Genomic DNA, 26,554 nt, shown 5'->3' on the forward strand with positions numbered 1-26,554 from the left:
GAAGGTCTGTTTTTTTTAACGGCCGTCCACAATCTCCTTAAAGATTTCGTAGGAGCGGATTTGCTTTTTCTCATCATAAATATAAGAAACGGCCATGATTTCATTTACATCGTATTTTTCCTGGAAGCTTTCTAGCTGTTCCTTCACCGTATTCTTGCTGCCGATGAATGCCATGCTGGACATGGAGGTAGCCATTTCTCTTTCCATCATGCTCCAAACTGCCTCCATGCTGTCAACAGGTGGGCTTAAAGGTGTGCGTGTTCCTCTGACAACATTCAAGAAAAATTGCTGCATTGTTGTTGCTTCCCTTTTTGCGTCTTCATCTGTTTCTGCGGCAATGACATTTAAGCAGACAATCATATACGGTTCAGCCAAATATTGTGATGGCTTAAATCTTCGTTTGTATATAGAGATTGCCTCTTCCATTTGCCCTGGTGCAAAATGAGCAGCAAATACATATGGCAGCCCTAATTGTGCTGCAAGATAAGCAGAGTCTGTTGAAGAACCAAGAATATAAAGAGGTATGTTCTTGTTAGCCCCAGGATATGCACGAACATAGCCCTGCTCTTCCTCTGGTCCAAAATACGTCAGCAATGCCTGTACATCTTCTGGGAAGGTATAGACAGTATCATGCTGTGCTCTTCTTAAGGCACTGGCTGTTTTCATATCTGTTCCCGGCGCCCGTCCAAGCCCCAAGTCCAATCTGTCAGGATACAGGACAGCCATTGTTCCAAACTGCTCTGCCACAACAAGTGGTGAATGGTTCGGAAGCATAATGCCGCCAGACCCAACCTTGATTTTCTTTGTGTGCTCTAATGTATGTTTTATTAAGATAGAAGTCGCCGAGCTCACTAATGTCGGAGAGTTGTGATGCTCTGCAATCCAATAGCGTGAATAGCCCATATCTTCTGTTGCTTGTGCTAAATTTACCATTGCATCAATGGCTTCTTTTTCTCCCTGTCCAAGGCGAATTGGTGCCAAATTTAAGACAGAGACAGGTATATTTATGTTAGACATGTCAAAAGTCCTTTCTTACAGTAGATTCTCTATTATAGTAACAATAAGTATAACTGAAACAAACTTATTTGCTCGTGGTTAAAGAATTCACCAAAAAAAATAGGGAGAAGCTGTTCTCCCTCATGGACCTTCAATGATAATTGACTGCTTTGCTTCATCCATCTTCGCAAACACTTTATGACATAAGCTATAATGCATCCAAGCAGCAGTGCTGAAAATAATGATGCCTGTAAATGGCATATAAAAAAGCACAACACTCAGCATTCCGAATACCACAAGTATAACTGCTGTTATATGAATATTCATCATGGAAAGCAGCAGAGAATTTTTTAATGCCGTTTTTGTTGGCAGTTTATAATGGGAGATCATCGGAAAAATATAAAATAAAGTGGTCAAAAAGAGGAAACTGACCAATAAAACAGGCACCGTCATCACTATTTTCAGCAGTGATTGGTCTTGGTTCAAATAAAAATAGTTAAAAAACAGCACGGCAAGCAAGACTGCCATAATGGCACCGATTGTTATGCTCTGCCTGAAATTTTCCTTGAAATAATGAAAATAGTTGCGGACAACGCTCGTATCACCGTTGACTTTCCATTGCCTGATCACACTGTACATCGCACTGGTTGCTGGTGCAATGGTAAAGAGGGGAAGGCATGACAGCAGCCAGAAAATATTCAGAATAAAGAGATTGGAAAGTTTGTCTATGACACTATAAAACTTACTGTCGATAATATTCACTAGCAACAGCCTCTTTCCTACATTAATTTAGATTGATTCTCCAGCAATAAATCTGTATGAAAGCTCCGTATTCTCGTTGTTTATGTAACTGCCCTTTTCAATTTTATAAACAAGGCTTTCCACCGCCTTATCGCCTATCGCCTCGACAGGATATTCAATCGTTGTTAGAGCGGGGGTAACGTACTTCAATACATCGATATTATCAAAGCCCATTATTCCTACATCGTGAGGAATACTATAGCCCTTGGTTTTCAAAAAGCGCATAACCTCTAAAGCATATAAATCACAAGAACATATGATTGCCGTCCGCTCTCTTTGCCTGAAGTTTATCTTTTCCAAGTAATCGAGATAATCATTATGCCTAATAATCTCCGCCTCTTTCAAATCGTTAGAAGCTAGTGCTTCTAAAAAGCCCTCAAGCCTTTCTTCCTGTGTATAAATATTCGTTATTCCCTTATACTTCAATGGTGGCGATATGTAGATGAACTGCTTATAGCCCTTATCAATAATGTGACTGACACCATTTTTCATTGCAGCCCTTTCAGGTATGCCAACATATTCCCAATCTGTGGACAGGAAATTGAAAATGGTGATGATTGGAATGGAAAACCCGTGGAGATATTCTTCAAACTCATTCCCTTTATTAACGGAAAAAAGAATGATTCCATCCACCTTATGATTTGCCAAATATTCAATGCATTGCTTTTCATTTTCCATATCCTTATCTGTTAAAGCAATATACAAAAAATAGCCGTATTCTCTTGCTTTGAGCTCGACTGCTGTTAAAAGCTGTGCATATGAACGGTTATAAAGATCAAACAGTACAATCCCAAGTGTCATCGTTCTTCCTTTTACTAAGCTTCTTGCTGTAAAGTCAGGACGGTATTTCAAATCCTTTGCTGCCTGCAGTACCTTTTGTTTTGTTTTTTCTTTAATGCCAGGGCGGTTGTTCAGCGCACGGTCTACCGTGCCTGATGATACCCCACAATATTTTGCGATATCCTTGATTGTAACCCTCATAATGCCTCCATATTAGCTGTTATTGCAAGCTTTTTTTGCCAGCATTCTGCGATGGAATGCTGGCAAAATTGGAAACTTTGCAAATAGTTTTAGTTATATGATTCTATTATACATATAATATCATTCCATTTCTTCCTATAATAGGAATATTCCATCCGCTTATCGTTTCATTTTGCTATTGCCAGCGGCTTGTGAAAACGGACATTTCTATCGCTTTCTAGCAATCACTTTTTTGCCACTTATTCAATCGGAATAGATTATCAGCCTTTTACGGAACCAATCATAACCCCTTTTTCAAAGTATTTTTGAATGAATGGGTAAATAATCAATATCGGCAATGTGGAAACAATGATGACTCCATACTTGATCTGGTCTGCATATTTCTGTGCATACCCGCCAGCAGCGCCGCCTGCGCCTGCACCTTCGGCAAATACTTGGTTTGATAAAAGAATATCTCTTAGCACAATTTGTAATGGCTGCAGACTATAATCTCTTATATAAATCAAGCCTGTGAAGAAGTCATTCCAATGACCAACTAAATAGTATAAGCCAACAACAGAAATGACTGCTTTTGATAAGGGCAAGGCAATTTTTCCGAAGAATTGAAAATGTGTACACCCGTCCATTTGTGCTGCTTCAAACAACTCTTTCGGCAAGGAGCTTTCAAAAAAGGTTCTTGTAATAATTAAGTTAAAGACATTAACGGAAAATGGCAGAATGAACACCCACATATTATTGATTAAGCTTAACTCCTTCATTAACAAATATGTCGGGATAAGTCCACCATTAAAAAACATTGTGACAACAAAGATGAACATCAAAAATCGTCTTGCCTTAAAATCCTGCCTTGAAAGCACATATGCTGCTGGCAATGTTAGCAGGAGGTTAACAAATGTCCCTAATACGGTATAAATAATCGTGTTTTTATAGCCGACCCATATTCTTGAATCATTAAATATCTCTTTATAGCCGAACAAGCTGAAGCCTTTCGGATACAGCGTCACTTGCCCTGTTGAGACTAGGGTCGAATCACTGACAGATGCGATGATGACAAAATATAGCGGGTATGCAACCAATAAGAAGATAAATAAACATAAGATTAAAATGATTGTATCAAAAACAATGTCGCTCTTTGTTTTACCTTTTGTGCTGAAAATCTTCATGACTTCCCTCCTTCTTTTGCATGCATCAATAATCGCCTACCATAAGCTAATATTGGAAAACCTTTTGGCTATATAGTTCATTGCGATAAGGAATACGAAATTAATCATTGTGTTAAAAAGGCCGATGGCAGCAGAATAGCTGAACTGGTTTGAGATTATCCCGATTTTATACACATATGTCGCTATGACTTCAGAGACTGGAAGATTAAGAGGATTTTGCATTAAAAAGATTTTTTCAAAGCCGGTATTAAGGATATTCCCCATGCTTAAAATAAACAGAATTATCATCGTTGGCACAATTGCCGGGAGGTCGACATAGCGAATTGTTTGCCACCTGCTTGCACCGTCGATTTTTGCAGAATCATAGAGCTGTGGATCGACACTTGCCAGCGCTGCCAAATAAATGATACTGTTCCAGCCTGCATGCTGCCATATATCTGATAGCACATAAACAGGAACAAATGCCTTTTCTGACGCCAAAAGGTTAATATCCCAACCGAAGGAATGCATAATATGCCCAACAACGCCTGAGTTAGGGGACAAAAGAACATTAAGCAAGCCCACCATAACTACCAAGGAAATGAAATGTGGCAAATAAACGGTCGTTTGGATCGCTTTTTTCCATCGCTTCCAAATGACTTGATTTATGATTAATGCAAGGATGATTGGTGCAGGGAAGCCAAGTATAATCGTCGCAAGGCTGATTACTACAGTGTTTTTCATCAAGTCGGCAAACATATAGCTGTTAATGAATTCCTTAAAGTAATGAAGCCCAACCCACTCTCCGCCTGTAATGCCCTTCGTGAAGTCATATTCTCTAAACGCTAACTGCACACCATACATCGGGATATAATTAAAGATGATAATAATGACAATCGCTGGCAGAATCATAATCCATAATTGGTAATCTCGTTTCAAGCTTTGTAAGATATTTCTTTTTTTTGCAGGCTTCGTCGTCATCTCTGGGACTGCTTTTTTTGCTTGAGGATTGATTAAGGCCACAAAGCTACCTCCCTTTTAAAAGGATGCAATTTTGAGGATTATGCTCAAATTGCATCCTTCATCATTTATGGTTACTTATTGGTTCTTTTTGTAGTCATCATAATATTTCTGCATGATTTTGATGTTTTCAGGCAACCCTGTTTTTTCGGCATTCTCTAAATATGCATCCCACTCTTTATCAACTCCGCCTTTTGTAATCCATTGCGAGTATTTCGCTAAGGCAAGGTTCATTAAGTTAGTGTTATTTAAGCTAAGCTTCGAGTTATCTTCCTTGCTGTATTTAATGAACATGCTCGGAAGAACATCATTTTCTACATCAATGGCATCTAACGCTTCTTGCAGTGGTTCTGTTTGTTTGCCGACAGACTGCATATCTGTTCCAAGCTCTAGCTTCAAATCGTCCGATACATACATTGGTCCGTTATCAGCCCATGTTGTTGTCCATTTCCATGTTCCTGGGTCCATGTTTTCATCTTTTGGCGGCAATACTTTGAAGCTGCCATCTGCATTTTCTTCAATATTTGTTCCAATCGAGCCGAATAGCACTTGCATGCTCACCTTAGGATCGTATAATTCATTGATGAATTTTAATGCGGCTTCTTTATTTTGGGACTGTGCAGATAATGTGATCATATTGACACCATAGTTTAAGCCATTATAGTCATAATCCCATGAGACTTGAACATCATCTCCTGCTGTCACTTGCAGTGGCGCCATGGAAGCATATTGTGGTGCAAGCTCATTGCCGAATCTGTCTGTCACTTCCCAGCCAAAGGTATAGCCGACCTTCGCAGTGTCTTTTTCGCCTCTAGCTAATGATTGGTATTTCGTGTAGTCCTGTGTAAATACTTCTTTATTAATCAAGCCCTCTGCGTAGCATTTATGCAAAAACTCGACAAGCTCTTTATAGCGCTCATCTGTTAGGAAGTTTTTGACCTGCCCATCCTCCACATAGTAGCCTGAACCGCTCGCATCAGTCAGTGTGATGCCGAAGCTTCCTAACAGGACAGTTGGCTGGAAGAAGCCAAAGCCGATTGTGCCCGTTGGTGAAAAGTCCATTGGAATTTCGTCATTTTTGTCTCCGTTTCCGTTTGCATCCTCATCCTTGAATGCTTTAAGAACTGTATATAGCTCATCCCAGTTTGTCGGCATTTTCAAGCCAAGATTATCAAGCCATTCTTGGTTGATGAATTGTCTTGTAGCTGTTCCAGGCCAAAATCTCTGGTATTTAGGCAGGCCGTATATCTGGCCGTCAAGCTGTGTCGCAATTGCTTTTGTTTCCGGCTTTGCATCAAACATCGCCTGGACATTTGGAAGACTTGAATCAACATCATCAGACAAATCCTCAAACAATCCTGGAAATTGCACATAATCTGCATCTGTAATGGCATTAGGACCAATAATTAAATCAGGCACATCACCACCAGCAAGCAAAGCCCCTTTCTTTTGATCCCAATCTGCCGAAACTTCCTGCCACTTAATATCAATCCCAAGACGGTCCTCTATTTCCTTGAGCCATTCAATTTTATTAACATCCTGTGTTAATGGATGCTTTGTTATGAGTGCTGTAAGCTGCGGCTTCCCATCCTTTGTGACGGCTGCCTTTTCCTCTTTGTCTGAACAGCCTGCTAAAACAAGAGCGGCGAGTGATGCAGCCAGAAAACCATAACCTAATCTTTTCATCTTGTTTTCCCCCAATAGAAAATTTTTTCGTCACTAAAACTACCGTTATCTTTTCGTTTTACCTCCTTTTATGAAAATAGCTTTAAAAGTTTATGTAATTGTGAACGTACACGAAAAAGTCCATGTGCGCTCAGCAGATACAACAAAGTTTGATAGCGTTTACATTATGCTAGAAAAATAAGAGTGAAATAAATAGTGAAGGCACTGTGTACGTACACGAAAAAAACTAAAAAAAGGAGAGGCAGTAATTGAGTAAGAATTCTAGATGAGCATGTTTGCAGGTAAGGTTTTTTTGTTTAAATGCAAGTTAATGATAACGCTTTCTTTTTAATCCGTCAATAAGATCCCCTCTGCAAATTTCTACTGATTTTGGCAAAAAAAGCAGGTTTTTTTTCATCTTTTCGCCTTTTCTATTTTCCTTCCTGTCGAAGCTTCGCCTGCAGCAACGAATCATGCGATATTTTAATTTATTAAAGGAATTAACGGAACAGCTTAAGCTAGTGGTAAGCTTCAAATCCATATAAACTAAAAAAATTTCAGCTCCCTCATAAAGCGCTAAAACTTCGTCTCGTTCTCTAATCCTTTTATAATAAATTCAACATGGTCCCCTGCCGAGGTTGACTATAGGTAGAAATAATATAGAATGCGCTTTACGTCTTACAATATGTAAAATAGATAACATCACTTCGCTGATATAAATCTTTTAATTGCACCTCTTTTTTTATTTATGTTAGTTGTTTTGGATGCATAAAATTTATTTTATAATACCACTTTTTCTATTGTCTGCATGTTTTTTTCCGCTTTCCTAATATTACAAATAGGACTTTTTTTTGAACCCTTCTTGATTACGAACGTTTGTTCTGATATATTAAATACTATAAGGAGATGATTTTCATGATACGAGACAGAGGGGCCATTAAATGGACGGCAATGATGCTGCCAGAGCATGTGCAAAGCATTAAAGACGCACTGAAGGAAGACAAAAAAATAACTCAGCCCGTCCTGGATGAGGATCAAATTCGCGAAATGGAAATGCTCATTTTAGAAAGCCTGGAATACGGATGGGTGCTTGAGTGCGAAATGTTTAAAAACGGTGAGATTTTCCATATCAGCGGCCATGTTGTATATATTGACAAGCTGAAGCAGGAAATTCGCATACAGGATACTAAAGACGGTCTACATTCTATTCCTTTTCGCAGCTTAGTAAACATTCAAAAAGATTAACAAGGAGGTGCTGCATGATGTTCGACTATTCTCAATTTCCAGATCGCTCCATTCTTTGTGTAGATATGAAAAGCTTTTACGCAAGCATTATCGCCGTCCATGAAGGCTTGGACCCTCTTACATGCCATCTTGCTGTCGTCGGCAATACAGATCGAACAGGCAGTGTTGTCCTTGCAGCATCTCCGGCTATGAAGCGTGATTTTAAAATTAAAACAGGCTCCAGGCTTTTTGAGATACCAGATGATCCGAGAATTAGCATTCATAATCCGAAAATGGGCTTGTTTGTCCGTGTCTCAACGGAAATTACCAAGCTGTTCTTCCGGTATGTCCCTCCATCAGCCGTCCACACCTATTCTGTCGATGAAAGCTTTCTTGATGTAAGCGGTCTTGAGAAGGTTTGGGGCACACCAGAGGAAATTGCAGACCAAATTCAGCGGGATATCCTTTTAGACTTCGGCTTACCATCCACAATCGGCATTGGCCCAAACATGCTGATGGCAAAGCTGTGCCTCGACTTGGCTGCAAAAAAAACGGCCAACGGCATCGCAAGCTGGTCGTATGACGATATTCCCGCAAAGCTGTGGCCCCTTTCTCCATTGCGGGAAATGTGGGGAATCGGTCGACAAGTGGAAAAAACACTGCACAGCATGGGGATATTTTCTGTCGGCCAGCTTGCTCGCTACGACCTGTCCCTTTTGGAGAAAAAATTCGGGATAATGGGCAACCAGCTGTATCACCATGCATGGGGAATTGACTTATCAGAAGTCGGTGCACCAATTATGCAGGGGCAGATCAGCTATGGAAAAAGCCAAATACTGCTTCGCGACTATAAGGACGAGAAGGAAATTAAATCGGTCATCCTTGAAATGTGCGAGGAGGTTGCCAAAAGAGCTAGAGCCCATCATCACGCAGGCAGAACAATCAGCTTTGGCCTCTCCTACAGCAAAGAGGAATTCGGCGGCGGCTTCCATCGGTCGAGAACGATTGAGAACCCAACAAATATTACGATGGATATTTACCGTGTCTGCCTCGAGCTGATGCGCGAGAATTATCATGGGCAAACAGTGCGGCAAATCTCTCTGTCTATAGGAAAATTGGAAAGAGACGATGAGGTTCAGCTCGATTTATTCGATACAAATAGCTGGAAAAAAAGAAAAATCGGCTATGTAGTTGACGGCATCCGCAACCGTTACGGTTCCGCCTCCCTGCTTCGTGCTGTTTCGTACACTTCTGGCGGCACTGCCAGACATCGAGCCAAGCTTCTTGGCGGCCATAAAAAATAGAGGATTTGCCAATTTGCTTATCGAATATACTTACAGGTTACGGAAGGCTCTTGAAAGGGGAATTTACATGTTTCTAAAAAAAATAACCCTCCTTAAAGATGACATACCGCAAGTAAGCAGCTACCCCTTTTCCATTCCAGCCATTAAAGGCTTGCGGGAATTGGAATTGACAAATAAGGTGACGTTCTTTATTGGAGAGAACGGTTCGGGAAAGTCAACACTGCTTGAGGCTGTTGCCGATAAATGCGGTTTTCATACGGCAGGAGGCGGAAAAAACAATTATTACGAAGTTCATTCTTCTCACTCTGATTTAGGTGACTATATTCGTTTATCTTGGATGCCTAAAATTACAAATGGCTTTTTTCTGCGAGCTGAATCCTTTTATCACTTTGCAACACTTCAGGATGAGCTGGAAAAGGATCCATTCACACGCACAGACTACCGGGCATACGGCGGCAAGTCTCTGTTGCAGCAATCACACGGTGAATCCTTTTTATCGCTTTTTCAGCATCGATTCAATGGGCAAGCGATTTATTTGCTGGACGAACCAGAAGCAGCCCTCTCTCCGCAAAGACAATTAACATTTATCCGTATTTTGCATGATTTGGTGGAATATGAGGACTGCCAGTTTATCATTGCCACACATTCCCCTATCCTGTTAGGCTATCCGAATGCTTCTATCTTGAACTTTGATGGTGGCGCAATAACAGAAACACAATATGAACAAACAGACAATTATCGACTCACAAAATACTTTTTACAGCATCGGGAAAAAATGCTGAATGAACTGCTAAGAGATGATTAAAACCAAGCTAACAACAAACACACCCCTTGAGGGATATTCTTCTAGGAATAGGAAAATATAAGAATATCTTCATCAACAAGGAGTCATTTATGATTGGGATGCTAGCTGCCATTATTATTTTTAATGCTGTCACCTTTTTTATGAAAAAGCGTTTAACAGGAAACCAAATTTTGCATATATGGATGTTTACAATAGTATTGCAGCTCGTTTTTGATGTGTATATTGATTTGAAATACCATGCTTATTGGTATTTATCAAAAGGAATAGACTGGATGGCAATCCCACAGCTTTTTTTGTTGGTGCCGCCGGTAAACATTATTTTCTTGAATTATTATCCATTCAAAAAAAAGGTTAAAACAAAAGCTATCTATATCGCCATATGGGTATGTGCGATCGTCCTTTACGAGCTGTTGACATTAATTCCAGAGCCATGGGGCTATTTTCATTATGGCTGGTGGCGAATTTGGTACTCCATCCTGCTAGATCCATTTTTGTTTATCATTTTAATCAAATACTATAAATTTATTTGCCGTTTGGAAGCAAAAGCTGAAAAGCATGCACCAACATAAAAATGAGTCATTATTACCACATCAAAAAAAGTAAAAATTACACAACCGAAAATACCGCTAAAAAAGACCCATTTTTCACATCGAACCAACTGGCATACTCCTTGACAATTTTTTGAATAATGATATAAAATTTACTTGGGCAAATTTTACGAAAGTAAAAGACGCAAAGCCACGGGCCTAAAGCAAAAGCAATGGCAGCCGGGTTGCAGATAAAGAATGTGAGGCTTTTATTTTGTTTATGGAGTTACAATTAGCTAACTCCGACGCAAAAGCCTATAAAAAACAACACATTTCCTGTCTAATTGCCTTAATAAATTAGAAAAGAGGAAAAGTATGTTTTATCCAACTGTTTTGAATGAAAAAACCAGTCTTCGTCATATCGTAAAAGATAGGCAATATTGCATGTGCGGGTCCAAGTACAACCCATATGCTACTCTTGAAAAACGAGATTTTAAGCGCATTGAATTCAAACAAGAACACGAAATTTCATGTCCTAGCTGCAAAAGGATGTCACATTAACACAGCGCAAAGATAATAAAAACGATAACAACCAGAAAGGGAGCTGAAGGATCAGCTCCCTTCTTCTATTTGCACAAAAAAAGCATCTTAACGGATGCCAATAACATTCATATACTCTCTAAAGCTTACTAGTAAGTCTCTTTCTTCATTATGCAATTCATAGCTTTTCATTCTTAGCTTATGTAATTCCTGGTGTAAGCTTTTATTTGCTGAATCACTTTGGAGCTGTTTCATAATTAAAATGGACTTAGCCTTCGCTTCAGATTGAGCTTTGGCTAATACTTTCATTTCATTGATAAAAGAATTCTCTTTTAGTATAGTAAACACCTCCTAAATTAGTTAATTCGACACATCCAGCTATTCCCCTTTTTTTTCAATAGAAGTGAATGAAATACTTTAGTACTTTAAACCCAAAAACATTTTATTAATACAGGAAAAATATACCTTATTCTCTTTAGAAGTAAAAGCTACAATAAAAGTAGACAAGCCTAGACATACTCAAAAATATTTTTGAGGAGGATTTCTATGATTAAATCTTTTATTTGCTATTTTCGCAGGTACCACAAATTTGATTATTACAATGACAAGTGTAAAACTTGCGGGAAGCTTAGAAAACGTCCTTAAAAGTATAGAGCCTTTATTGAGCTCTTTTTTTTGCAAAAATGCCCCCATAAATTTTTGTAATGATGTTTAAGCAGACAAGCAGTAGGGAAATAATGGAGTGTATAATGCTACAGGAGGTGTTTAGTATGTCTTCCTTAAGACTCCTTAGTGATAAATCCTTGCTATTTGCCTATAGACATGCACAGCGTTTAAAACTAGACATGGAATTTATTACAATGCTGAAACAGGAAATAACCGAGCGAAAGCTAATTCATATTGTCTTTAACAAAAACACAAAAATTCTCTATAATCAACATAATAAAGAGGATAGTTAAAATATATTGCGATTGCATTTTGGCAGAATCTAACCAAAAAATATTTTTGTAAAAGCAGAATAAAAATATTTTAATTCCTCATACTATTATTAGGACTTGTAGCTCAAAGAATAGAGCAACCGAGTTGTTCCAACAGAGAAGCAGCTTGTGTATCTTGCGGGTTCAAATCCCGCCAAGTCCTAATAGCTTACCTATATTGCTTCTATTCGTAGAAGTACACTATATAAAAACGCCTTTTCTTTTGGAAAAGGCGTTTTTTGATACTATATTTTACCATTCCCCGGGAAATTCACAAGGCTTTTCTACCTTATTTTATTAAAATGGTTTGTACTTGATTTGGCTTTATACAAATGGATATGGTATAGAGCCTATCGCTAATATGCTAAGTACATTAAAAAAACCCAAAATTTGTTCCTTAGAAATGAACGAAAGTTTTTGGCGAGTCGCTTTACACCGAATGTAAACTTTATTCCGAGCAAATCTATTTGCAGTCTGTATTTGAGCTGTAAAAGCAGTATAGGTTTACACTCGTTCTATACTTCGCTTCCAAATCATATGATGTGCGCCATTCCCCCAATAATCCTTTAACAAATAGTCAGGTTCGCCGAGTTTTTTCGTCCAGATTTTTTGAGCGATTGCATAGCCGCTGTCTAAACAATAGTGATGAATTTCTCTTATTTCCAAAGTACGGATAATGGCGTTAAGTAGCATTGTGCCAATCCCTTTATTTTGGTAATTAGGATGAACAAATGCAGTACCAATCTCCATATAACCGGCTAATGCTCCATTTGTTTCCATTACAATAAGGGAGCTTGCTGGCCCATATGCAATGCAGCCAAGTAAATTCCCACTCTGTTTGTCCACTGCAGTTAAAAAATGTCTCTCTATCCCGCCGCTCGCAAAATCCGCTGAAAGATGCTCCCGCTTTTCCTTACATTCCTGCTCATAATCCTCAGTAAGCTCCTCTAAACCATTTATGATAAATGTATCTTTCAGAACAAAATCAAAAAAAGCAAATAGTTCTTCCTTATCCGATATTTGCGGCCTTCTTATTTCCACCGAAAGCATATAACCACTCCCTAAACTCCATATTTGTTCTAGTGTAATACTTTTTCAGTTATATATAAATAGAAGAAAAACAAGACCGTTTCTCCTCATAAAAACAGCTTGTATGTTTTTACAAATAATGTAATAGTAAAGAAAAAGGAGCTGTTAGTAATGAAAATGGCTTGTGGAATATTTCGTTTTGCTGAAGAAATAATTGCTTGCCGCTGCAAAAATGAGTGCATGGGCGTCCTTCGAGGGAAAATGGCGGAAATTCTAGTTAATGGGGTGGCAGAAAAATGATACCATCACCTCTACCTTGGTACTTGAGGGAAAAAGCACTTTTTATTATTTGCTTTTTAGTACCACCAATAGCATATATCATTGTTATAGGAAATAAAAAGAAACTAGAAAGAAAACGCTACTTAGAGTATTTAACATTAGCGACAATAATAGTGAGCATATGGCTTTTAAAGTTTACTCCTGGCCTTATCCGAATTACCGTCTTATTTACCATCATCCTCATACTCCTATATCGCCGTATAAAAAAGACAAAGAAGAAATAAATCATGCTTTCTTCTTTGTCTTTGTCTTTGTCTTCTTTTATAAGTATGCTTACGGTTCAGAAATGCCCAGTGCTAATAGCAGTAATAAAACAAAGCCTGTCATGAAAACAAAAAAGACAGAATTAGCCAAAATACTAAAAATGACAACAGGTTTAATTTTCGTTCTTATTCCAATTACCATCGCAACAATAAACCCAATATCGATCAGAAAGTAAATGGCAATAACAATCCACAAGTTTACGTTTGGGATTAACCTTGACAGCACGAGAACTAGAAATGCAGCAATAACTAAGGAAACCGTTAAAGCTAAAGGATTTATTCTCGATAGATTTTTGTCATTCAAAATCACATTCCCCTCTCTCTTCATATGTAATTTTATCAAAAAAATGTATATTTTCCCATCCAGAACTTATGATTCACTATTTTTTATTAAGGAGGTATGTGCAGATTGTCGTTAATTAAGGGAAATCCACTAAAAATCGTATTAATCAATACCGTGATTATTTGGTTAAGCCAATTTTTATTAATGCACACCAAATTATCCATTTTGCCTTTTCACCTTGGCTTCACTGCATTAATTTTTTTGCCTATAAATACCTTAATAAGATTGAGTAAAATAAAGCTCGACCTTTACCAACATTGGTTAAGTATTTACATAGGATTTTTTTGTTCCACTGTTATTTTTTATGTTATAGAAGCTTTATTATTAGATAGTCTAAGTGATTCTCCACCTGGCGAACCATACTTTGATTTATTTTTAATTGTTTTCATTTATGGATTTTTACAACTTTTAATTTTCATATTTATCAATGGTGTTTCCTATATTATTAATGTGTCTACAAATAAATTCTGATAACAGATGCAAGCACTACTATCAGCAACTGTTCTATTTATTACCAGTTTTATATTTTTTAGCGTACTAGATTCAGCTCCCTTGAAAGCTTAATCTATTAAATGAACGTTTAACGGAATAATGAACCGGGTACAAATTAATATAACAAGTTAAAAGGAGTGTATAACAATGGCAGAAAATAAACAAAGTGTTGCGGATAAAGTAAAAAGTGGAGTATCTAAAGTAAAAGGTGAAGTGAAAGATCAGATTGGTAACGCAAAAGGCGATAAGAGTATGCAAGCTGATGGTAAAAAGGATAAAGTCAAAGGTAAAGTACAGGAAACAACAGGTAAACTTAAAGAGGATTCCGACCATAAGTATTAAAAAAAGCAGCTGCCGTTTGGCAGCTATTTTTTTAATACTTGTCTATCTCTTTAAGTGACCTGACCACTTCCGTTCAATAGTAAATCGCCAAACACCTCTTTATAGTAACTAATAATCTATTACTATCCATACATAAAAATCCATAACTATTTTAATAGCATTATTTTTTTTCAGTTAAATATTGTATAATCTCTTATAATAAATGCGATGAAAAGAAGAGTAAGTGTGCTAAAGCATAGAACTCCAGTTGCTGAGAAAGAGGATGTAATGGCACCAGAAGCGGAAGTGATTATTATTTTAATTGTTGATTGTCGTACAAAAGACTTTCATTTAGAAGTATTTTGCTAACGTTTGTGCCCACCGACTAACCCTGAACTTTGTATTGGCATCCCACCAGGTTGAAACTGCTCATAGTAAATTACTTATCCACTTTAATATTAAATTTTCCTCTTGTTTCCCCTAATAACTCTTCTACACGACTACGGTCATTAGGATACTTCTCCAAATACAGCTCGCAATCTTCTAATAGATACTTATAAAATGTATCGTAATCTAAAACAAATTGTACATCTTCGTCCACTGCAGGTTCATCAAAATAGGAGGTTATTATACTGTCAATTGTGAAACTAGTAAGACTGCTATAACATTACGAACCAAATATAAATACTACGAAAGTAAAAAAGCTGAAAACATGCAAAGAATAGTCTGCATGTTTTCAGCTTTTTATTATCTTCTCATCCTCTATAAACACTATCACATGTACCTGGTGCAGGTTCATAAAAGCAATGTTGTTTAAATTGACCTGTAAAAGGTTGATTGTACCATGTTTGAGGACAATCACCACTTGGGTTAAAGTACCATAAAGCAAATTTCGCTGGGTGATTTCTCCAAAACTTCAAATTTTGCCGTGCTAATCTCCTTTCTGAATCTCTTGCCCTTTGATAAAATACATTGCCTTTTTGCACTGCTTCAAACGAGTAATTTCCCCCTTGTACTTGAAAAATGACTTGTTCAATCGTTCTTAAATCTTTAAAGTCAATACAATTTGCTACAAGTCGGTTCACTATTACATTTCCAACATAAAGCATTCCTTGGTTTCCTTCACCCTCAGCTTCCGCTCTCATCATTCTCGCCATTAAGTCAACGTCAGCATCTCTAAATGCAACTCTTGCCATTTTTCCACCTCCATAATATTGTATGTGTATGAAAAAACAGCTAGTTTATATGACCTTGTTTATAAATTTTCATTGAATACTTATTAGCTACCTCTTACAGCTATGGAGAATTCTCCGTTAGGCATGAATCATTTCCCTGTCCTAATGCATTAACACCATTTTTAGCATTAATTTGTTACATAATTGAGTGAATACTATAAATTATTTTGAAATCAGAATACTCCATTCTTGAACGAAAAAATTATTAATTCTATAATATTTAGGTAAGCGAACTTTTTTGTAATAGGGGGATTTAATATGAGTCAAAATAAAGTAGCTATTATTACAGGTGGCGGAAGCGGATTAGGTCAAGCGGTAGCGTTAAAATTAGCAGATTCTGGTGTCTCCATAACAGTTGTGGACATTTCCGAAAAAGCCGGAAATGATACAGTAAGCCTAATTAAAGAAAAAGGGGCAAAAGCAATCTTTGTTCAGGCAGATGTTAGCAAGGCAGAGGATGTAAAAAATTACGTAGATAGAACAGTCGAAGAATTCGGGACGATTGATATGTTCTACAATAATGCCGGAATATCTGGCCCAGGCGTAAAATTTTTGGATAATACAATTGAACAAATTCAACAAGTAGTCGGTATTAATTTATTAGGTGCATTATACGGTATAAAATATGTAACAGAAGTAATGCTCGAAAACGGTGGTGGTTCCATTGTTAATACATCGTCTACTGCAGGAGTTGTAGGACAAGCTACTGTGGGTACTTATTCTGCAACAAAGCACGGCATTGTCGGCATAACGAAAACGATTGCTGCCGAATATGCAGAGCAAGGGATACGTTGTAACGCCATCGCACCTGGTACAATCGAAACGCCGATGGTGAAAGAATATCGCCAAAAGAATCCTGAAAATGTAAAAGCGGTTGTAGAAGCCATTCCGCAAAAACGCCTTGGCGAACCTGAAGAAGTGGCAGAACTCGTTACGTTCCTTTTAGGTGATAAAGCGAATTATATTAACGGTACAGTAGTATCTATAGACGGCGGCTTTACTTCTATCTAAATCTGAATGGACAAAAAGAAGCAAGGAACTTTTTTCTTGCTTCTTTTTTCAGCTTCAAAGATCCTTTTATTAAAAAACGTTTATATTTTCCAATTGTTTATCTAAATCCCAACACTCTGGCTTTTCTTCTTCTCTAAACCATTCCGCGCCGTTTTGTATCCACTCATTTCGTTAGGCTTCAAATGTATAGCCCAATTCAGTATCGTCATAGCCAGGTTGAAATCCACAACAACGACAAATAAGGCTAACATTAGGGATTCCGTTTTTATACAGAGGCCGTGGCAATCTGGCAAAACCACAAACAGAGCAAACATAAAATGTTTTCCTTCTAAAAAACATCACTAAGCACCTACTAAAAAGGTAATTTATTTTCGATTATTACCGATTTGCTTTTTTCCACAAAACCACCTTGATTGTAACATATATAATTATTAATATGACCTGCTTGTATTAACAGGATTAAACTATATATAAAGGCTCTCCTTAAATGAAAGGAAAGCCTTAGTTGTTTGTTCTATTTCTAAATTAAAGGAAATCATACTGGATGCAGATACAAATACTAAGCAAAATGATTAAGAATTACCAAACAGAATGTTTATTAGCTTTTTTTCCTAACTAATTCATAACCAGTTAATTCAATTGCATAACGAACTCCTTGTTGTAATGTTGCGAACGTTTGAACATCCGATCCGCTATATTCTGAGTTCAGAATTTGCATTGCTAGATTGGAGGAAATTCCAACTATAAAACATTCAGCTCCTAGTAATCGACAAGCTTGGATTAATTTCTGGATACCATAAATTAAAAACTCATCAATATTGTGAATACCCGTTACATCGATTAAAAGGTATCTTGCCTTTTGTCTAGAAATCTCAGTTAATGCATCTTCAAGTAAATCAGAAGCTCGTTGCTCAGAGTACTTGCCAATTAAAGGAACAACAAGAATTCCTTCTAGTATCGGAATAATAGGTGAAGATAATTCTTTCACTAAGTTAGATAGTTCTGCCGTATGTTCGTTTACTTTTTCCTCCAATGCTTGGATACTTTGTGTTTCTTTTTGACGTGCAAAATCGTGAATATTTTTTTGAGGAGTAATACTCGAAGGGAAAATCTCAATTATTTCCTTATAATCCGCTTCCGTTGCTTCACTATTTTTGACTTCATACCACATATCACATCCTAAAAATCCTCCGAAAATCCCTGCCCAAAAACTAGGTATGAAAGTGGATACATGATTTTCATTGGAATCCTTGAAAATTCTTTTCTCCCAACTGTTTGTTATTTGAATAATAATTTTATTTTCCTCATTAGAAAAATGTATTATCTTAAAATTTCCCCAACCAGCTGTTTTATAAATCTCAGAATAATCATTTATAATGTCCTCTAAATTGCTTCTGTCTTTATAATAGGAACATACCAAATGACCCATACGATATCCGGTTGCTTCATAAACAGTTTTCGAAGCATCTTTTCCAGAAACTTCATCGATCGTTCTTAAGAACAATTCAATTGCAGAATCCCACATTAAGAGTGTAGACTCGCCTTGTAAATTTAATAATCCTTTTTTATAATCCCACGTTATATCCTTACTTTTAACTTTTGCTTTGTATGTATGCTCTTCCATTTTATCATCCATAAAACACCTCATTGATTCAAATTTTCCCCAAAGTAAATTTCAAATAATTCTAGGATTAAATACCCAAACGAAAGAAAAATAAACCTAAATTCGAGTCTTTTTTTCATTTTAGAATTAAACATCTTCATATGAAGCATGTGGCTGCTTTATTGTAATAATTTTAATCGCATTATTTAACCACTATTGTATAGCAATACATTAGTTTACTGAGTATAAACATAACACAGATTTTAACTAGTTCCTCTATATCTCCTCACAGTAATCTTTGGTTCTTCTTATTTAGGTTGTAGTTAGCGTTCTGTATTGTCTCCTATTGCCAAATCTTGATTTCAAAAGTATAAAAAAATATGCCGATAGCTGTATCAAAAAAATTTGCATGCAACCTTTTACAACTCAAATCGTAAATACCTAATAAAAGAAAAAAAGGAGGATTAAAATGACGGGATACAACAAAGCAAACAATAGTTCAGTAATATCATTAACATTCGGTATCTTATCATTATTGATTCCATTTATCGGTTTAATCTTTGGCATTATTGGGATTGTTTTTTCAAGAAAAGCTGTAAAACAGATTAATAAAATGAAGGAAAGTGGTGCTGGCTTAGCAACCGCAGGTTTAGTTTGTAGTATCATTGGACTTATTCTTCAGCTTTTTATGATCTTAGGTTATGTTGCATTTTTCTCGGTAAACATTGGGTAACGACAATATGTGTAAAAAGACCTTTATTCAAAAGAAGGTCTTCTTTGTCTGAGCGAAGAAGATAATCACGCCTTTTACGTTGAAATAATAAAAGTTTATATTTATTTATAGTCCTTCATTTCCTTGTTTCATTATTCCTCCAGCCCAACACCCCAACCGTCGATTTCTCCATCTAACGGAGTAACCAAATCTCTTAATTTGTTTTGTATCTTAACAATACCTTCATAAGTAAGCATCATGTCAATGAAACAGTAAACTGTCCACAGCTCTTCTTCTTCATCATGATCCAATTCACCTCTGTACCCTTCCATCTTTAACGCTCCAAGAACTTGTTTGCCAGAACTCTCATTCGTAACATCAATAACAAATTCCACTGTCTGTTCTACACTAAAATCACAGCCATATTTATCTAGCGCATGTAGTACATCTCCATCTTCGTCTCTTGGAAACTTTCGTTTTTTAAAAAACATTATAAACTTCCCTCTTTCTAGTAATTTTAATCAATTATGTTTATAGCAATCATATCATTATTTACTTGCTGCTATCTGTACAAATAAACGTTCAATTAGATTTCCCTTTTTAAACAAACGGACAGATATTATTTTTAGAGTTAAAATTCCTATGTTTTGAGAGATTAATTGCACTAAATGCATCATATGAATTTATTGTTTTCTAACGCTCTAATAGTTTAAATTGCATCTCTCTGTACAAACATATTTTAAAAGTTTATATATTACAGGAATGCCCCCTAATTAAAAAGAGGCTGGGACATAAGTATGTAAATCTGCGTAAAAACCGAACCACTTAATCAACTAATGATTAAATAGTTCGGTTTTTTTGTTTTTTTTAGTTTTAATACAAATGATTAGATATCTTAGTGGAATATATGAAAATTAATTCCCTCATTAATAAAGAAAAATGAGCTTACTAGTTTAATATATTTATGTACTCTTTATTTTATTTTTCACCATTTACTTGTTTCTAAAAGATGATATATTCTTGCATTTATTTATGGGCAGTCTCCAATCCTTGCGCGTAATTAAATTTAAAAAATTGACTTTAACGCTTTTCTGTGACTGAAGTAATCAATTGAATATTTAATACTGACGTATAAAAGGAAAAGTCCAGATACCCCAAAATAAGCATATTCAAAGATTATCCATAAAAAAATAAAAATTATAAAACCAATAAAAGCCAAACCTGTATATAAAAGAAGTGAAGTCATTTTCCGTTTTTCTCTCTCTCTATATGATTCCTGGTCAGAAAAAATATCGACTTGTGCATTTGTAGAGGTTCTATAAAAAATATGCTTGGAGTACCACTTACTTTTTGAAAGTATGGTCCAACCAGAATCTTGAAAAATCTCTTTATACTCCTCAAATTCTTCCTTTTTATTAAAATTTTGAAAGTCAATTTTATAAAATATATTTTCAAGATTTTCACTTTGTGCATGTTCGAAAATATATTGACAGTCATCAACATCCTCAGAATCATAACTTTTAAGTATCCAACCTTCACTTAACATACTCTGTAACCATTCTTCTTCTTTTGAAAAATCCGAAAAACGTTTTGTTACCTTTTTAATAGCATTATTTTTCACCTTTTCCATCCCTTCCTTGAATGATTATCTTTGAGTAATTAATCATTCTAATATATCTCTCATACTCGGAATGAAGTACACCTTTTCCTTTAAACGTAATACAATATGTTTTCTTCTTACGTTTTTCCTTTTCTAAAGCTACTGTTTCTATCAACTCTTGTTTTTCTAAATTTTTTAATACTCCATAAAGGGTCCCAGGTGCAATAATATACGTGCCTTCACTGGTATTTTCAATTTCTTTAATAATACCGTAACCATGAAGTGGCCCTTGGTAAAGGGCTAATAAAATTAAATATGTAGATTCTGATAATGGATTAACAGGAATCACCTTTTCTTCTATATATTGACCTACGATATATCGACATCCATAATATACATGAATATATACCGGCAGTCAATATATATATCCAATATTGTAAATTTTATACAACTCGAATATCTTTCTACTGAGGATACAATATACACTTGAAAAAATGTAAATAAGGTGCCTCTCAAGCTATAATATCTACTGGTATTATAGCTTCAGAAAAAAATCCGTACACTATCCTGTCCGATTCGTTTCAGAAAAAATAAAAAAGAGGCTGGTACATAAGTATGTGAATCTATTTAAAAACCGAACCATTTAATCAACTATGAAATGCCCCCTGTCAAGTAGACAGTTGAAATAATAAAAAAGATTTAAACAGCTTGAGCTCTATATTCCATAGGGCTTAAGCCGTTTAATCGTTTTTGATATCTTTCATAATTATAAAAATGAATATACTCCTCTATCGCATGTTCAAGTTCCTCAAATGTCTTATATTTATGTATATAATACTTCTCACATTTCAGTGTTCCCCAAAAAGATTCCATCGGTCCATTATCAATACATCGACCAACTCTTGACATACTCTGCGTCATTTTCGCCGCATCTATCCTTTGCTTAAATCCTTTGGAGGTATATTGATACCCACGATCACTATGGATAAGTGGATGTTCCTCCTCTAATAATAGTGCAGTTGCTTGGTCTAGCGTCTTAAATACAAGTCTATTATTATTGGAATGTCCTATAACAAAACTTACAATGGAGCCATCATAAAGGTCACGAATCGCACTTAAATAAGCCTTCCTTGATTGGCCATACTTAAATTCCGTTACATCTGTAACCCATTTTTCATTTGGTTTTTCCGCAGTAAATTCTCGATTTAGTCTATTTTCCGCCACCTGTTTAGGAGTAAAGTGTTTATAACGTTTCTTCTTGATGCGGATAATCGAGCGTAAGCCAGCCACTTTCATTAGTCGATAGATTCTTTTATGATTAAGTTTCTCTTTAAACTGTCTATTCATGTGAAGCGTCATCTGACGATAACCGAAGGTACTATCCACTTTTTCATGAAGAATCTTCATTTCTTTTATGATTTTTTCATTCAGTAAATCCTGGGAAGTAGGGAGACGATTCAGCCATTTATAATAGGCGGATCGTGCTATTTTGACTATTTCACAAAGTAAAGAAATACTTATGTTTTCTTCCCTGTGAAGCTCCTGGATAGCGATATATTTATCCTCGAATCGGATAGGCTTTATTTTCTCCTCCTTTCTATCTCCTCCAACTTTTTTAAATACAAATTCTCCGCACGTAACCGTTCATTTTCTCTTTCTAGCTTTTTCATTTGAAGCTTGAATTTTTCTTCTGGAGTTAGCTTTGATTCCTCTTTCCTTTTACCACGTCTATCTTTCAACGCTTCTTCTCCGCCATCTTCATACTTCTTTACCCAGTGATAAACTTGTTGATAAGAAACTTGATACGTATCCGCTGCTTCTTGATAATTTTTTCCGTTCCCCAAGCAATCAAGTACAATATGTAATCGTTCTTCCCAAGTTAGTTTGCTTTCATTAGTCATAGAGCCCGTCCTTCCTTGTGACGCATCTTTTAATTCACTATGACTATTATACTTCCTAATCCAACTTCTGAGGACAGAGGGATGGGATATTTCATACATTCTAGAAACCTCACGAATCGAAGAACCACCGGACAAATACTCTTTTATGGCGGATAACTTTAGTTCTTCCGAATATTTTTTCCATGCGGAAGACTCCTTTAATCCTTCTAAGCCAAAGGTATCAAACTTATATTTCCATTCCAAAACGGTGGCATGATGTACTTTATAAATGGATGCCACTTTAAGTGAAGAAAGTGATTCATCAAACGCCTTCACTATTTCATATTTTTCTTCTGCAGAGTAAAACTTTCGAGACATAAAAAATACTCCCCCATAGTATCCAGATTTTATTTTTTAACCTGTCTACCTATAGGGGAGCTTATCACTAATGATTAAATGGTTCGGTTTTTTTGTTTCTTCAGTTTTAATACAAATGATTAGAAATCTTAGTGGAGTGGATCGGAGGACACTCGACTCCTGCGGGAAATAGAGGACGCTTTAGACCCCGCAGGCGAAGACAAGGAGGCTCAGCTTCCTCCCCGCGGAAAGCGAGTGGCTGCAGCGCAATGAAACGAACTAATTTTATACCCATATTCTATTTAGTCACGTGCTTCATTTTTCCAATTTAGATGTATTTTATTATTCGTGTTTAGAAAGGTTATCTTTTGTTTTGTCCCAGCCTCTTCTACTCACCACACTATCACTAGTTAATCGTCTCTTTATATTCAATTATTTAACTAAGCTTTTCGTCCTTTCTTTAAAACTCCAGTAAGTTTTGTTTCACTGACAAATGTAGAGCCTAAAAGAAGCACGGCCCCTATTAGTTGAATAATAGTCATTTGTTCCTGAAATATTTAACGTTGATATTTATAGAAAAAAAACATAACTTCCACAAAAATGGAAGTTATGTTTGGTTTTATAGAATTCTCAGCAAAATTGAAACTTAGCTATTCCATTTTAAAAGTTCAGCAATAACGTCAGAGCTACCAGGAAGCAATAATATTAACGACATTACTATAAATACAATACCAATTACAAATAGAAAAATAACTATTTTAACTGAACGAGGCACATCCTTTTTAAGTGCTCCAATTACAATTAGTACAATTCCGATAACAAGTAATAATAAATAATAAAATCCCATCAAGCCACCTCCATAATTTTTTCTTCTATAAAGAATATTCGATACTCGAATAAAGAAATAACCTTTATACAGTAAATTTGGATAATCTAAGGTATCATATGTTTCTGTATTTGGAATTAAATTTCTCTTTATTATCATGTCGTTCACTGTCATATCATTTCTCTGATGATGGATGCTCTCTACTGAAACCGCGCAAGGTAATTGTTCAGATATTTGGTCGCCACACCGTTAAAACGCTTAATCCGATCTTTTAGTCTTCGGTGGTAGTTGTCGACGTTCTGGGATGTGATATAGACCCATGGTGCGAATTTTACCGTCAGACTCAAACTGGTAAAATGAATTGCAAAATCAAACCCCAATATGGAATATTCATGGCAACATCTCCTTTCTAGTTTTGTGATGAATGAGTTCTGTTGTCATATTTGTGTTCATTGGTAGAGAAATTAGCAAGAAAATTATACCAATTTTTCATCCAGGAAATGTTTTAATGGCTTCTGAAGTACATCCACAATGGCAGTGATGATACATGTTGCTAAAATTCCCATCAAACATATTGATATAGGACCTGCAGCATCATCTTCATTTATTGCAGAAATCACCTTTAAGCTTATTATCATTAATAACAGAAAGAAAATGGCGGTAAATGCACATTTTTTTATTCTCTTCAAAGAGGTTAGAGCTAACTCGGAAAAAGCGTTATCCCTTCCGATATAGGTTAATAACTTATATACTTGGAAAAGTGCAATAGAAAAGGTAATACAGACTCCATACGCACATACTAAAAGAGGATATAGCGTATAATCTCCGCCTGGATGAGCTTTTAAATCTTTAATAGTTAATACAGGCATCCAATAAATACATAAAGCAAACACTGCAATTCCCACCAGAAACACCACGACCTTTAAGAAGGTGACAGAACCTTGTTTAACATTCATTTATAACCCTCCTTTTTGTTAATGAAAAGTTCCTTTTTAAATATGTATAGCTAATCTTAAAAACGATTAAATACTGAATTTTACTTTTTTGTATCTGCGCTTTACTCATTCAACCCTATTCTTTGCTGCTAACATGCCGATGTTTCTTTAATCTGATGTGTCCAAACGTATGGCCTTGTTTATCACTCTATCCCCTTCATCCGATTGTTTATACACGTTTATAACCGCGATATTATCGTCTTCCCATGTAACTTCCACATTTTGAGGCGTCATCACACCGAGCCTTTTAAAGCTCCTTATACCTGGCCAAACTGCCACTGTACTTTCCATAATAAATCCGGAAGGAATAATAACCATAGACTACCTTATTGTCCTTCTGATCCAATTACTCAACACTCATTTTCTTTAGGTCAACCTCATTCATTTGATTTGGAGAAGAGCTTTTTAGCAAGGATGTATCTATTAAAGAGGTGGGGTTAGCATAGTCCATCTCCTCTACCTCTTTTCATCTTCTACAGAAAAGGTCTCGGTTACAACCAGAGATCCTATTAGAACAATGAAACATGCGCATATAAATTTTATCTTTGAGCGTTGTTTGCTTCTCATAGAACTCCCTTACCTCTACTATTCTTAATCAAATACAATATAAGCTCTTCCCTCTTCTAAAAACTCTTCCAGTTCATCAAAACCGAAATAGGTGAATCCTTCTGTTTTAGATACACACGTGATCACATTTGCCACAACATCTACATTAAGAACAGAAAACCTCTTACCATTTAAGACAAAAGCTAATCCTAAAGAAAGAACTTCGTGATATTCGTTGCTATGTAATTCTGCTGCTTCTTCCATAACTTTCAAAACTATCACCCTTATTCCAAAATGAAATCAATCATTATCCGGTCTGTATTCTAATAAATCTCCAGGTTGGCAATCTAGTGCCTTACAAATCGCTTCTAAAGTGGTAATACGTACAGCTTTTGCTTTCCCGTTTTTCAGTATGGAGAGGTTGGCCATCGTAATACCGACCTTCTCTGATAATTCTGTTACACTCATTTTTCTTTTTGCTAACATTACATCTATGTTTATTATGATTGCCATATTATCCACCTCATATCGTATGCTCGTTTTCATCTTTAAGGTCAATTGCGTCTTTTAGAAGCTTTTGAAGAACCGCCGCAAACACCGCGATGACAATAGACGCAAAGATAGGAACCATCCCAATAATAACTAAGCCAGGTGCATCATCTAGCTGTGCTACAAAATAGACGAATGGAAGCATGATGGCATACAAACCGCTAATTATGACAGCACAGTATTTTATCACTTTTAAAGCTCTTACGGAGTCTTGAGAAAACGCATGATTCTTATCGATAAAGCTCAAAAGTCGAAATGCCTGAACCAATGCGTGGAAAAATGGCGCTGCTGATATATACATAATAATGACCATAGGGTATAACAAGTGTGCATAATCAGGATTAGCAGGATTCTTCGTTAAATAAAATATCCCAAATACACCTAGAGCTAATATAGGCAGCCCTATTAAAAATACAGCTAACTTCAAAAAGGTTGTGGACCCTCGTTTTAACATAACATTACACCTCACTA

At 36.2% G+C, this 26,554-nt stretch carries 32 protein-coding genes, 1 tRNA gene, 1 pseudogene and 1 riboswitch; of the genes and pseudogenes, 12 read left to right on the top strand and 22 right to left on the bottom strand.

What is annotated here, in order from left to right:
* Positions 1 to 15: 15 nt before the first annotated feature.
* The 6 genes from NQZ71_RS13720 to NQZ71_RS13745 all read right to left on the bottom strand — a co-directional run bounded on the left by NQZ71_RS13720 (position 16) and on the right by NQZ71_RS13745 (position 6,626).
* Complete coding sequence (locus NQZ71_RS13720; protein WP_127742711.1) at positions 16 to 1,017, bottom strand: LLM class flavin-dependent oxidoreductase; 1,002 nt, start codon at positions 1,015 to 1,017, stop codon at positions 16 to 18.
* Between the two features lie 120 nt (positions 1,018 to 1,137).
* Positions 1,138 to 1,758 carry a YesL family protein gene (locus NQZ71_RS13725; RefSeq protein WP_186304023.1) on the bottom strand — a complete coding sequence of 207 codons (621 nt, stop codon included), beginning with the start codon at positions 1,756 to 1,758 and terminating at the stop codon, positions 1,138 to 1,140.
* A gap of 27 nt (positions 1,759 to 1,785) precedes the next feature.
* On the bottom strand, positions 1,786 to 2,778 hold the full coding sequence (locus NQZ71_RS13730) for a LacI family DNA-binding transcriptional regulator (RefSeq protein WP_144454736.1): 993 nt from the start codon (positions 2,776 to 2,778) through the stop codon (positions 1,786 to 1,788).
* Between the two features lie 260 nt (positions 2,779 to 3,038).
* Complete coding sequence (locus tag NQZ71_RS13735) at positions 3,039 to 3,941, bottom strand: carbohydrate ABC transporter permease (protein WP_144454735.1); 903 nt, start codon at positions 3,939 to 3,941, stop codon at positions 3,039 to 3,041.
* A gap of 36 nt (positions 3,942 to 3,977) precedes the next feature.
* Complete coding sequence (locus NQZ71_RS13740) at positions 3,978 to 4,901, bottom strand: ABC transporter permease (RefSeq protein WP_144454947.1); 924 nt, start codon at positions 4,899 to 4,901, stop codon at positions 3,978 to 3,980.
* A gap of 117 nt (positions 4,902 to 5,018) precedes the next feature.
* Entirely contained in the window at positions 5,019 to 6,626 is a 1,608-nt protein-coding gene (locus tag NQZ71_RS13745; protein WP_144454734.1) for an extracellular solute-binding protein, read from the bottom strand.
* An 894-nt stretch (positions 6,627 to 7,520) separates the two neighbouring features.
* Between NQZ71_RS13745 and NQZ71_RS13750 the strand changes: the two genes are divergently transcribed.
* From NQZ71_RS13750 to NQZ71_RS13765, 4 genes are all read left to right on the top strand, one after another.
* Positions 7,521 to 7,850: a YolD-like family protein gene (locus NQZ71_RS13750; RefSeq protein ID WP_275005221.1), complete on the top strand. Its 330-nt coding sequence runs from the start codon at positions 7,521 to 7,523 to the stop codon at positions 7,848 to 7,850.
* Positions 7,851 to 7,867: 17 nt separating this feature from the next.
* Positions 7,868 to 9,133: a Y-family DNA polymerase gene (locus NQZ71_RS13755; protein WP_144454946.1), complete on the top strand. Its 1,266-nt coding sequence runs from the start codon at positions 7,868 to 7,870 to the stop codon at positions 9,131 to 9,133.
* A gap of 67 nt (positions 9,134 to 9,200) precedes the next feature.
* Entirely contained in the window at positions 9,201 to 9,938 is a 738-nt protein-coding gene (locus NQZ71_RS13760; RefSeq protein WP_317010854.1) for an AAA family ATPase, read from the top strand.
* An 89-nt stretch (positions 9,939 to 10,027) separates the two neighbouring features.
* Entirely contained in the window at positions 10,028 to 10,507 is a 480-nt protein-coding gene (locus tag NQZ71_RS13765; RefSeq protein ID WP_260055419.1) for a hypothetical protein, read from the top strand.
* A 128-nt stretch (positions 10,508 to 10,635) separates the two neighbouring features.
* Positions 10,636 to 10,718: riboswitch (cyclic di-GMP riboswitch) on the top strand.
* 395 nt (positions 10,719 to 11,113) lie between these two features.
* On the opposite strand, the gene NQZ71_RS13770 is transcribed toward NQZ71_RS13765, so the two are convergent.
* On the bottom strand, positions 11,114 to 11,314 hold the full coding sequence (locus tag NQZ71_RS13770) for a hypothetical protein (RefSeq protein WP_260055418.1): 201 nt from the start codon (positions 11,312 to 11,314) through the stop codon (positions 11,114 to 11,116).
* 461 nt (positions 11,315 to 11,775) lie between these two features.
* Between NQZ71_RS13770 and sda the strand changes: the two genes are divergently transcribed.
* Positions 11,776 to 11,964 (top strand): sporulation histidine kinase inhibitor Sda, encoded by a 189-nt coding sequence (gene sda / locus NQZ71_RS13775; protein ID WP_144454730.1) that lies wholly within the window; start codon positions 11,776 to 11,778, stop codon positions 11,962 to 11,964.
* Positions 11,965 to 12,056: 92 nt separating this feature from the next.
* Positions 12,057 to 12,145 (top strand) — tRNA-OTHER (locus NQZ71_RS13780).
* A gap of 341 nt (positions 12,146 to 12,486) precedes the next feature.
* Here NQZ71_RS13780 and NQZ71_RS13785 read toward each other — a convergent pair.
* Positions 12,487 to 13,032, bottom strand: coding sequence for a GNAT family N-acetyltransferase (locus NQZ71_RS13785; protein WP_317010855.1), 546 nt, complete (start codon positions 13,030 to 13,032; stop codon positions 12,487 to 12,489).
* A gap of 150 nt (positions 13,033 to 13,182) precedes the next feature.
* Between NQZ71_RS13785 and NQZ71_RS13790 the strand changes: the two genes are divergently transcribed.
* Complete coding sequence (locus NQZ71_RS13790; RefSeq protein ID WP_317010856.1) at positions 13,183 to 13,311, top strand: hypothetical protein; 129 nt, start codon at positions 13,183 to 13,185, stop codon at positions 13,309 to 13,311.
* A 312-nt stretch (positions 13,312 to 13,623) separates the two neighbouring features.
* Here NQZ71_RS13790 and NQZ71_RS13795 read toward each other — a convergent pair whose 3' ends face one another.
* Positions 13,624 to 13,917, bottom strand: a complete 294-nt coding sequence (locus NQZ71_RS13795; protein WP_260055415.1) for a hypothetical protein — start codon at positions 13,915 to 13,917, stop codon at positions 13,624 to 13,626.
* A 105-nt stretch (positions 13,918 to 14,022) separates the two neighbouring features.
* Here NQZ71_RS13795 and NQZ71_RS13800 point away from each other — a divergent pair, with 105 nt between their 5' ends.
* The 3 genes from NQZ71_RS13800 (at position 14,023) to NQZ71_RS13810 (ending at position 15,138) form a co-directional block, all read left to right on the top strand.
* The gene (locus NQZ71_RS13800) at positions 14,023 to 14,427 is read left to right on the top strand and encodes a hypothetical protein (protein ID WP_317010857.1); all 405 of its coding nucleotides are present in this window, start codon (positions 14,023 to 14,025) and stop codon (positions 14,425 to 14,427) included.
* Between the two features lie 168 nt (positions 14,428 to 14,595).
* Positions 14,596 to 14,790 carry a CsbD family protein gene (locus NQZ71_RS13805; RefSeq protein ID WP_144454723.1) on the top strand — a complete coding sequence of 65 codons (195 nt, stop codon included), beginning with the start codon at positions 14,596 to 14,598 and terminating at the stop codon, positions 14,788 to 14,790.
* A gap of 225 nt (positions 14,791 to 15,015) precedes the next feature.
* On the top strand, positions 15,016 to 15,138 hold the full coding sequence (locus tag NQZ71_RS13810; protein WP_317010858.1) for a hypothetical protein: 123 nt from the start codon (positions 15,016 to 15,018) through the stop codon (positions 15,136 to 15,138).
* Between the two features lie 70 nt (positions 15,139 to 15,208).
* Here the strand turns inward: NQZ71_RS13810 and cdiI are convergent, their stop codons facing one another.
* Together cdiI and NQZ71_RS13815 are read right to left on the bottom strand one after the other, a co-directional pair.
* On the bottom strand, positions 15,209 to 15,370 hold the full coding sequence (gene cdiI, locus NQZ71_RS26205; RefSeq protein ID WP_394374110.1) for a ribonuclease toxin immunity protein CdiI: 162 nt from the start codon (positions 15,368 to 15,370) through the stop codon (positions 15,209 to 15,211).
* Between the two features lie 154 nt (positions 15,371 to 15,524).
* Positions 15,525 to 15,965 carry a cell wall hydrolase gene (locus NQZ71_RS13815; RefSeq protein WP_144454722.1) on the bottom strand — a complete coding sequence of 147 codons (441 nt, stop codon included), beginning with the start codon at positions 15,963 to 15,965 and terminating at the stop codon, positions 15,525 to 15,527.
* 297 nt (positions 15,966 to 16,262) lie between these two features.
* Here NQZ71_RS13815 and NQZ71_RS13820 point away from each other — a divergent pair, with 297 nt between their 5' ends.
* Positions 16,263 to 17,015, top strand: a complete 753-nt coding sequence (locus tag NQZ71_RS13820; RefSeq protein WP_275005206.1) for an SDR family NAD(P)-dependent oxidoreductase — start codon at positions 16,263 to 16,265, stop codon at positions 17,013 to 17,015.
* Between the two features lie 598 nt (positions 17,016 to 17,613).
* On the opposite strand, the gene NQZ71_RS13825 is transcribed toward NQZ71_RS13820, so the two are convergent.
* Positions 17,614 to 18,651 carry an STAS domain-containing protein gene (locus tag NQZ71_RS13825; protein WP_275005205.1) on the bottom strand — a complete coding sequence of 346 codons (1,038 nt, stop codon included), beginning with the start codon at positions 18,649 to 18,651 and terminating at the stop codon, positions 17,614 to 17,616.
* Between the two features lie 436 nt (positions 18,652 to 19,087).
* Here NQZ71_RS13825 and NQZ71_RS13830 point away from each other — a divergent pair, with 436 nt between their 5' ends.
* Positions 19,088 to 19,351, top strand: a complete 264-nt coding sequence (locus NQZ71_RS13830; RefSeq protein ID WP_144454718.1) for a DUF4190 domain-containing protein — start codon at positions 19,088 to 19,090, stop codon at positions 19,349 to 19,351.
* Positions 19,352 to 19,482: 131 nt separating this feature from the next.
* On the opposite strand, the gene NQZ71_RS13835 is transcribed toward NQZ71_RS13830, so the two are convergent.
* From NQZ71_RS13835 to NQZ71_RS13880, 10 genes and pseudogenes are all read right to left on the bottom strand, one after another.
* A complete protein-coding gene (locus tag NQZ71_RS13835; RefSeq protein WP_317010859.1) occupies positions 19,483 to 19,821 on the bottom strand; it encodes a ribonuclease E inhibitor RraB in 339 nt (112 codons plus the stop codon).
* Between the two features lie 575 nt (positions 19,822 to 20,396).
* Positions 20,397 to 20,951 carry a DUF2812 domain-containing protein gene (locus tag NQZ71_RS13840; RefSeq protein WP_317010860.1) on the bottom strand — a complete coding sequence of 185 codons (555 nt, stop codon included), beginning with the start codon at positions 20,949 to 20,951 and terminating at the stop codon, positions 20,397 to 20,399.
* Positions 20,941 to 21,279, bottom strand: coding sequence for a PadR family transcriptional regulator (locus NQZ71_RS13845; RefSeq protein WP_317010861.1), 339 nt, complete (start codon positions 21,277 to 21,279; stop codon positions 20,941 to 20,943). Before NQZ71_RS13845 ends, NQZ71_RS13840 begins: the two co-directional genes overlap by 11 nt.
* 350 nt (positions 21,280 to 21,629) lie before the next feature.
* Positions 21,630 to 23,188 (bottom strand): IS3 family transposase gene (locus NQZ71_RS13850; RefSeq protein WP_317010862.1). Its coding sequence is split into 2 segments (ribosomal slippage): positions 21,630 to 22,537 and positions 22,537 to 23,188, totalling 1,560 coding nucleotides; the frame shifts between segments, so codons are not numbered across the junction.
* Positions 23,189 to 23,813: 625 nt separating this feature from the next.
* Positions 23,814 to 24,014 carry a hypothetical protein gene (locus tag NQZ71_RS13855; RefSeq protein WP_260055410.1) on the bottom strand — a complete coding sequence of 67 codons (201 nt, stop codon included), beginning with the start codon at positions 24,012 to 24,014 and terminating at the stop codon, positions 23,814 to 23,816.
* A 64-nt stretch (positions 24,015 to 24,078) separates the two neighbouring features.
* A pseudogene (locus NQZ71_RS13860) lies at positions 24,079 to 24,347 on the bottom strand (IS1595 family transposase); the annotation flags it as partial.
* Between the two features lie 122 nt (positions 24,348 to 24,469).
* The gene (locus NQZ71_RS13865; protein ID WP_317010863.1) at positions 24,470 to 24,949 is read right to left on the bottom strand and encodes a DUF2975 domain-containing protein; all 480 of its coding nucleotides are present in this window, start codon (positions 24,947 to 24,949) and stop codon (positions 24,470 to 24,472) included.
* 630 nt (positions 24,950 to 25,579) lie between these two features.
* A complete protein-coding gene (locus NQZ71_RS13870; protein ID WP_317010864.1) occupies positions 25,580 to 25,807 on the bottom strand; it encodes a hypothetical protein in 228 nt (75 codons plus the stop codon).
* Positions 25,808 to 25,834: 27 nt separating this feature from the next.
* Positions 25,835 to 26,047 (bottom strand): helix-turn-helix domain-containing protein, encoded by a 213-nt coding sequence (locus tag NQZ71_RS13875; protein ID WP_144454714.1) that lies wholly within the window; start codon positions 26,045 to 26,047, stop codon positions 25,835 to 25,837.
* A 10-nt stretch (positions 26,048 to 26,057) separates the two neighbouring features.
* Positions 26,058 to 26,537 carry a DUF2975 domain-containing protein gene (locus NQZ71_RS13880; RefSeq protein WP_144454713.1) on the bottom strand — a complete coding sequence of 160 codons (480 nt, stop codon included), beginning with the start codon at positions 26,535 to 26,537 and terminating at the stop codon, positions 26,058 to 26,060.
* Between the last annotated feature and the right edge of the window lie 17 nt (positions 26,538 to 26,554).

Origin of the sequence: Niallia taxi (assembly GCF_032818155.1) — a bacterium.
In the GTDB taxonomy this organism is placed as follows: Bacteria; Bacillota; Bacilli; order Bacillales; family Cytobacillaceae; genus Niallia; species Niallia taxi_A.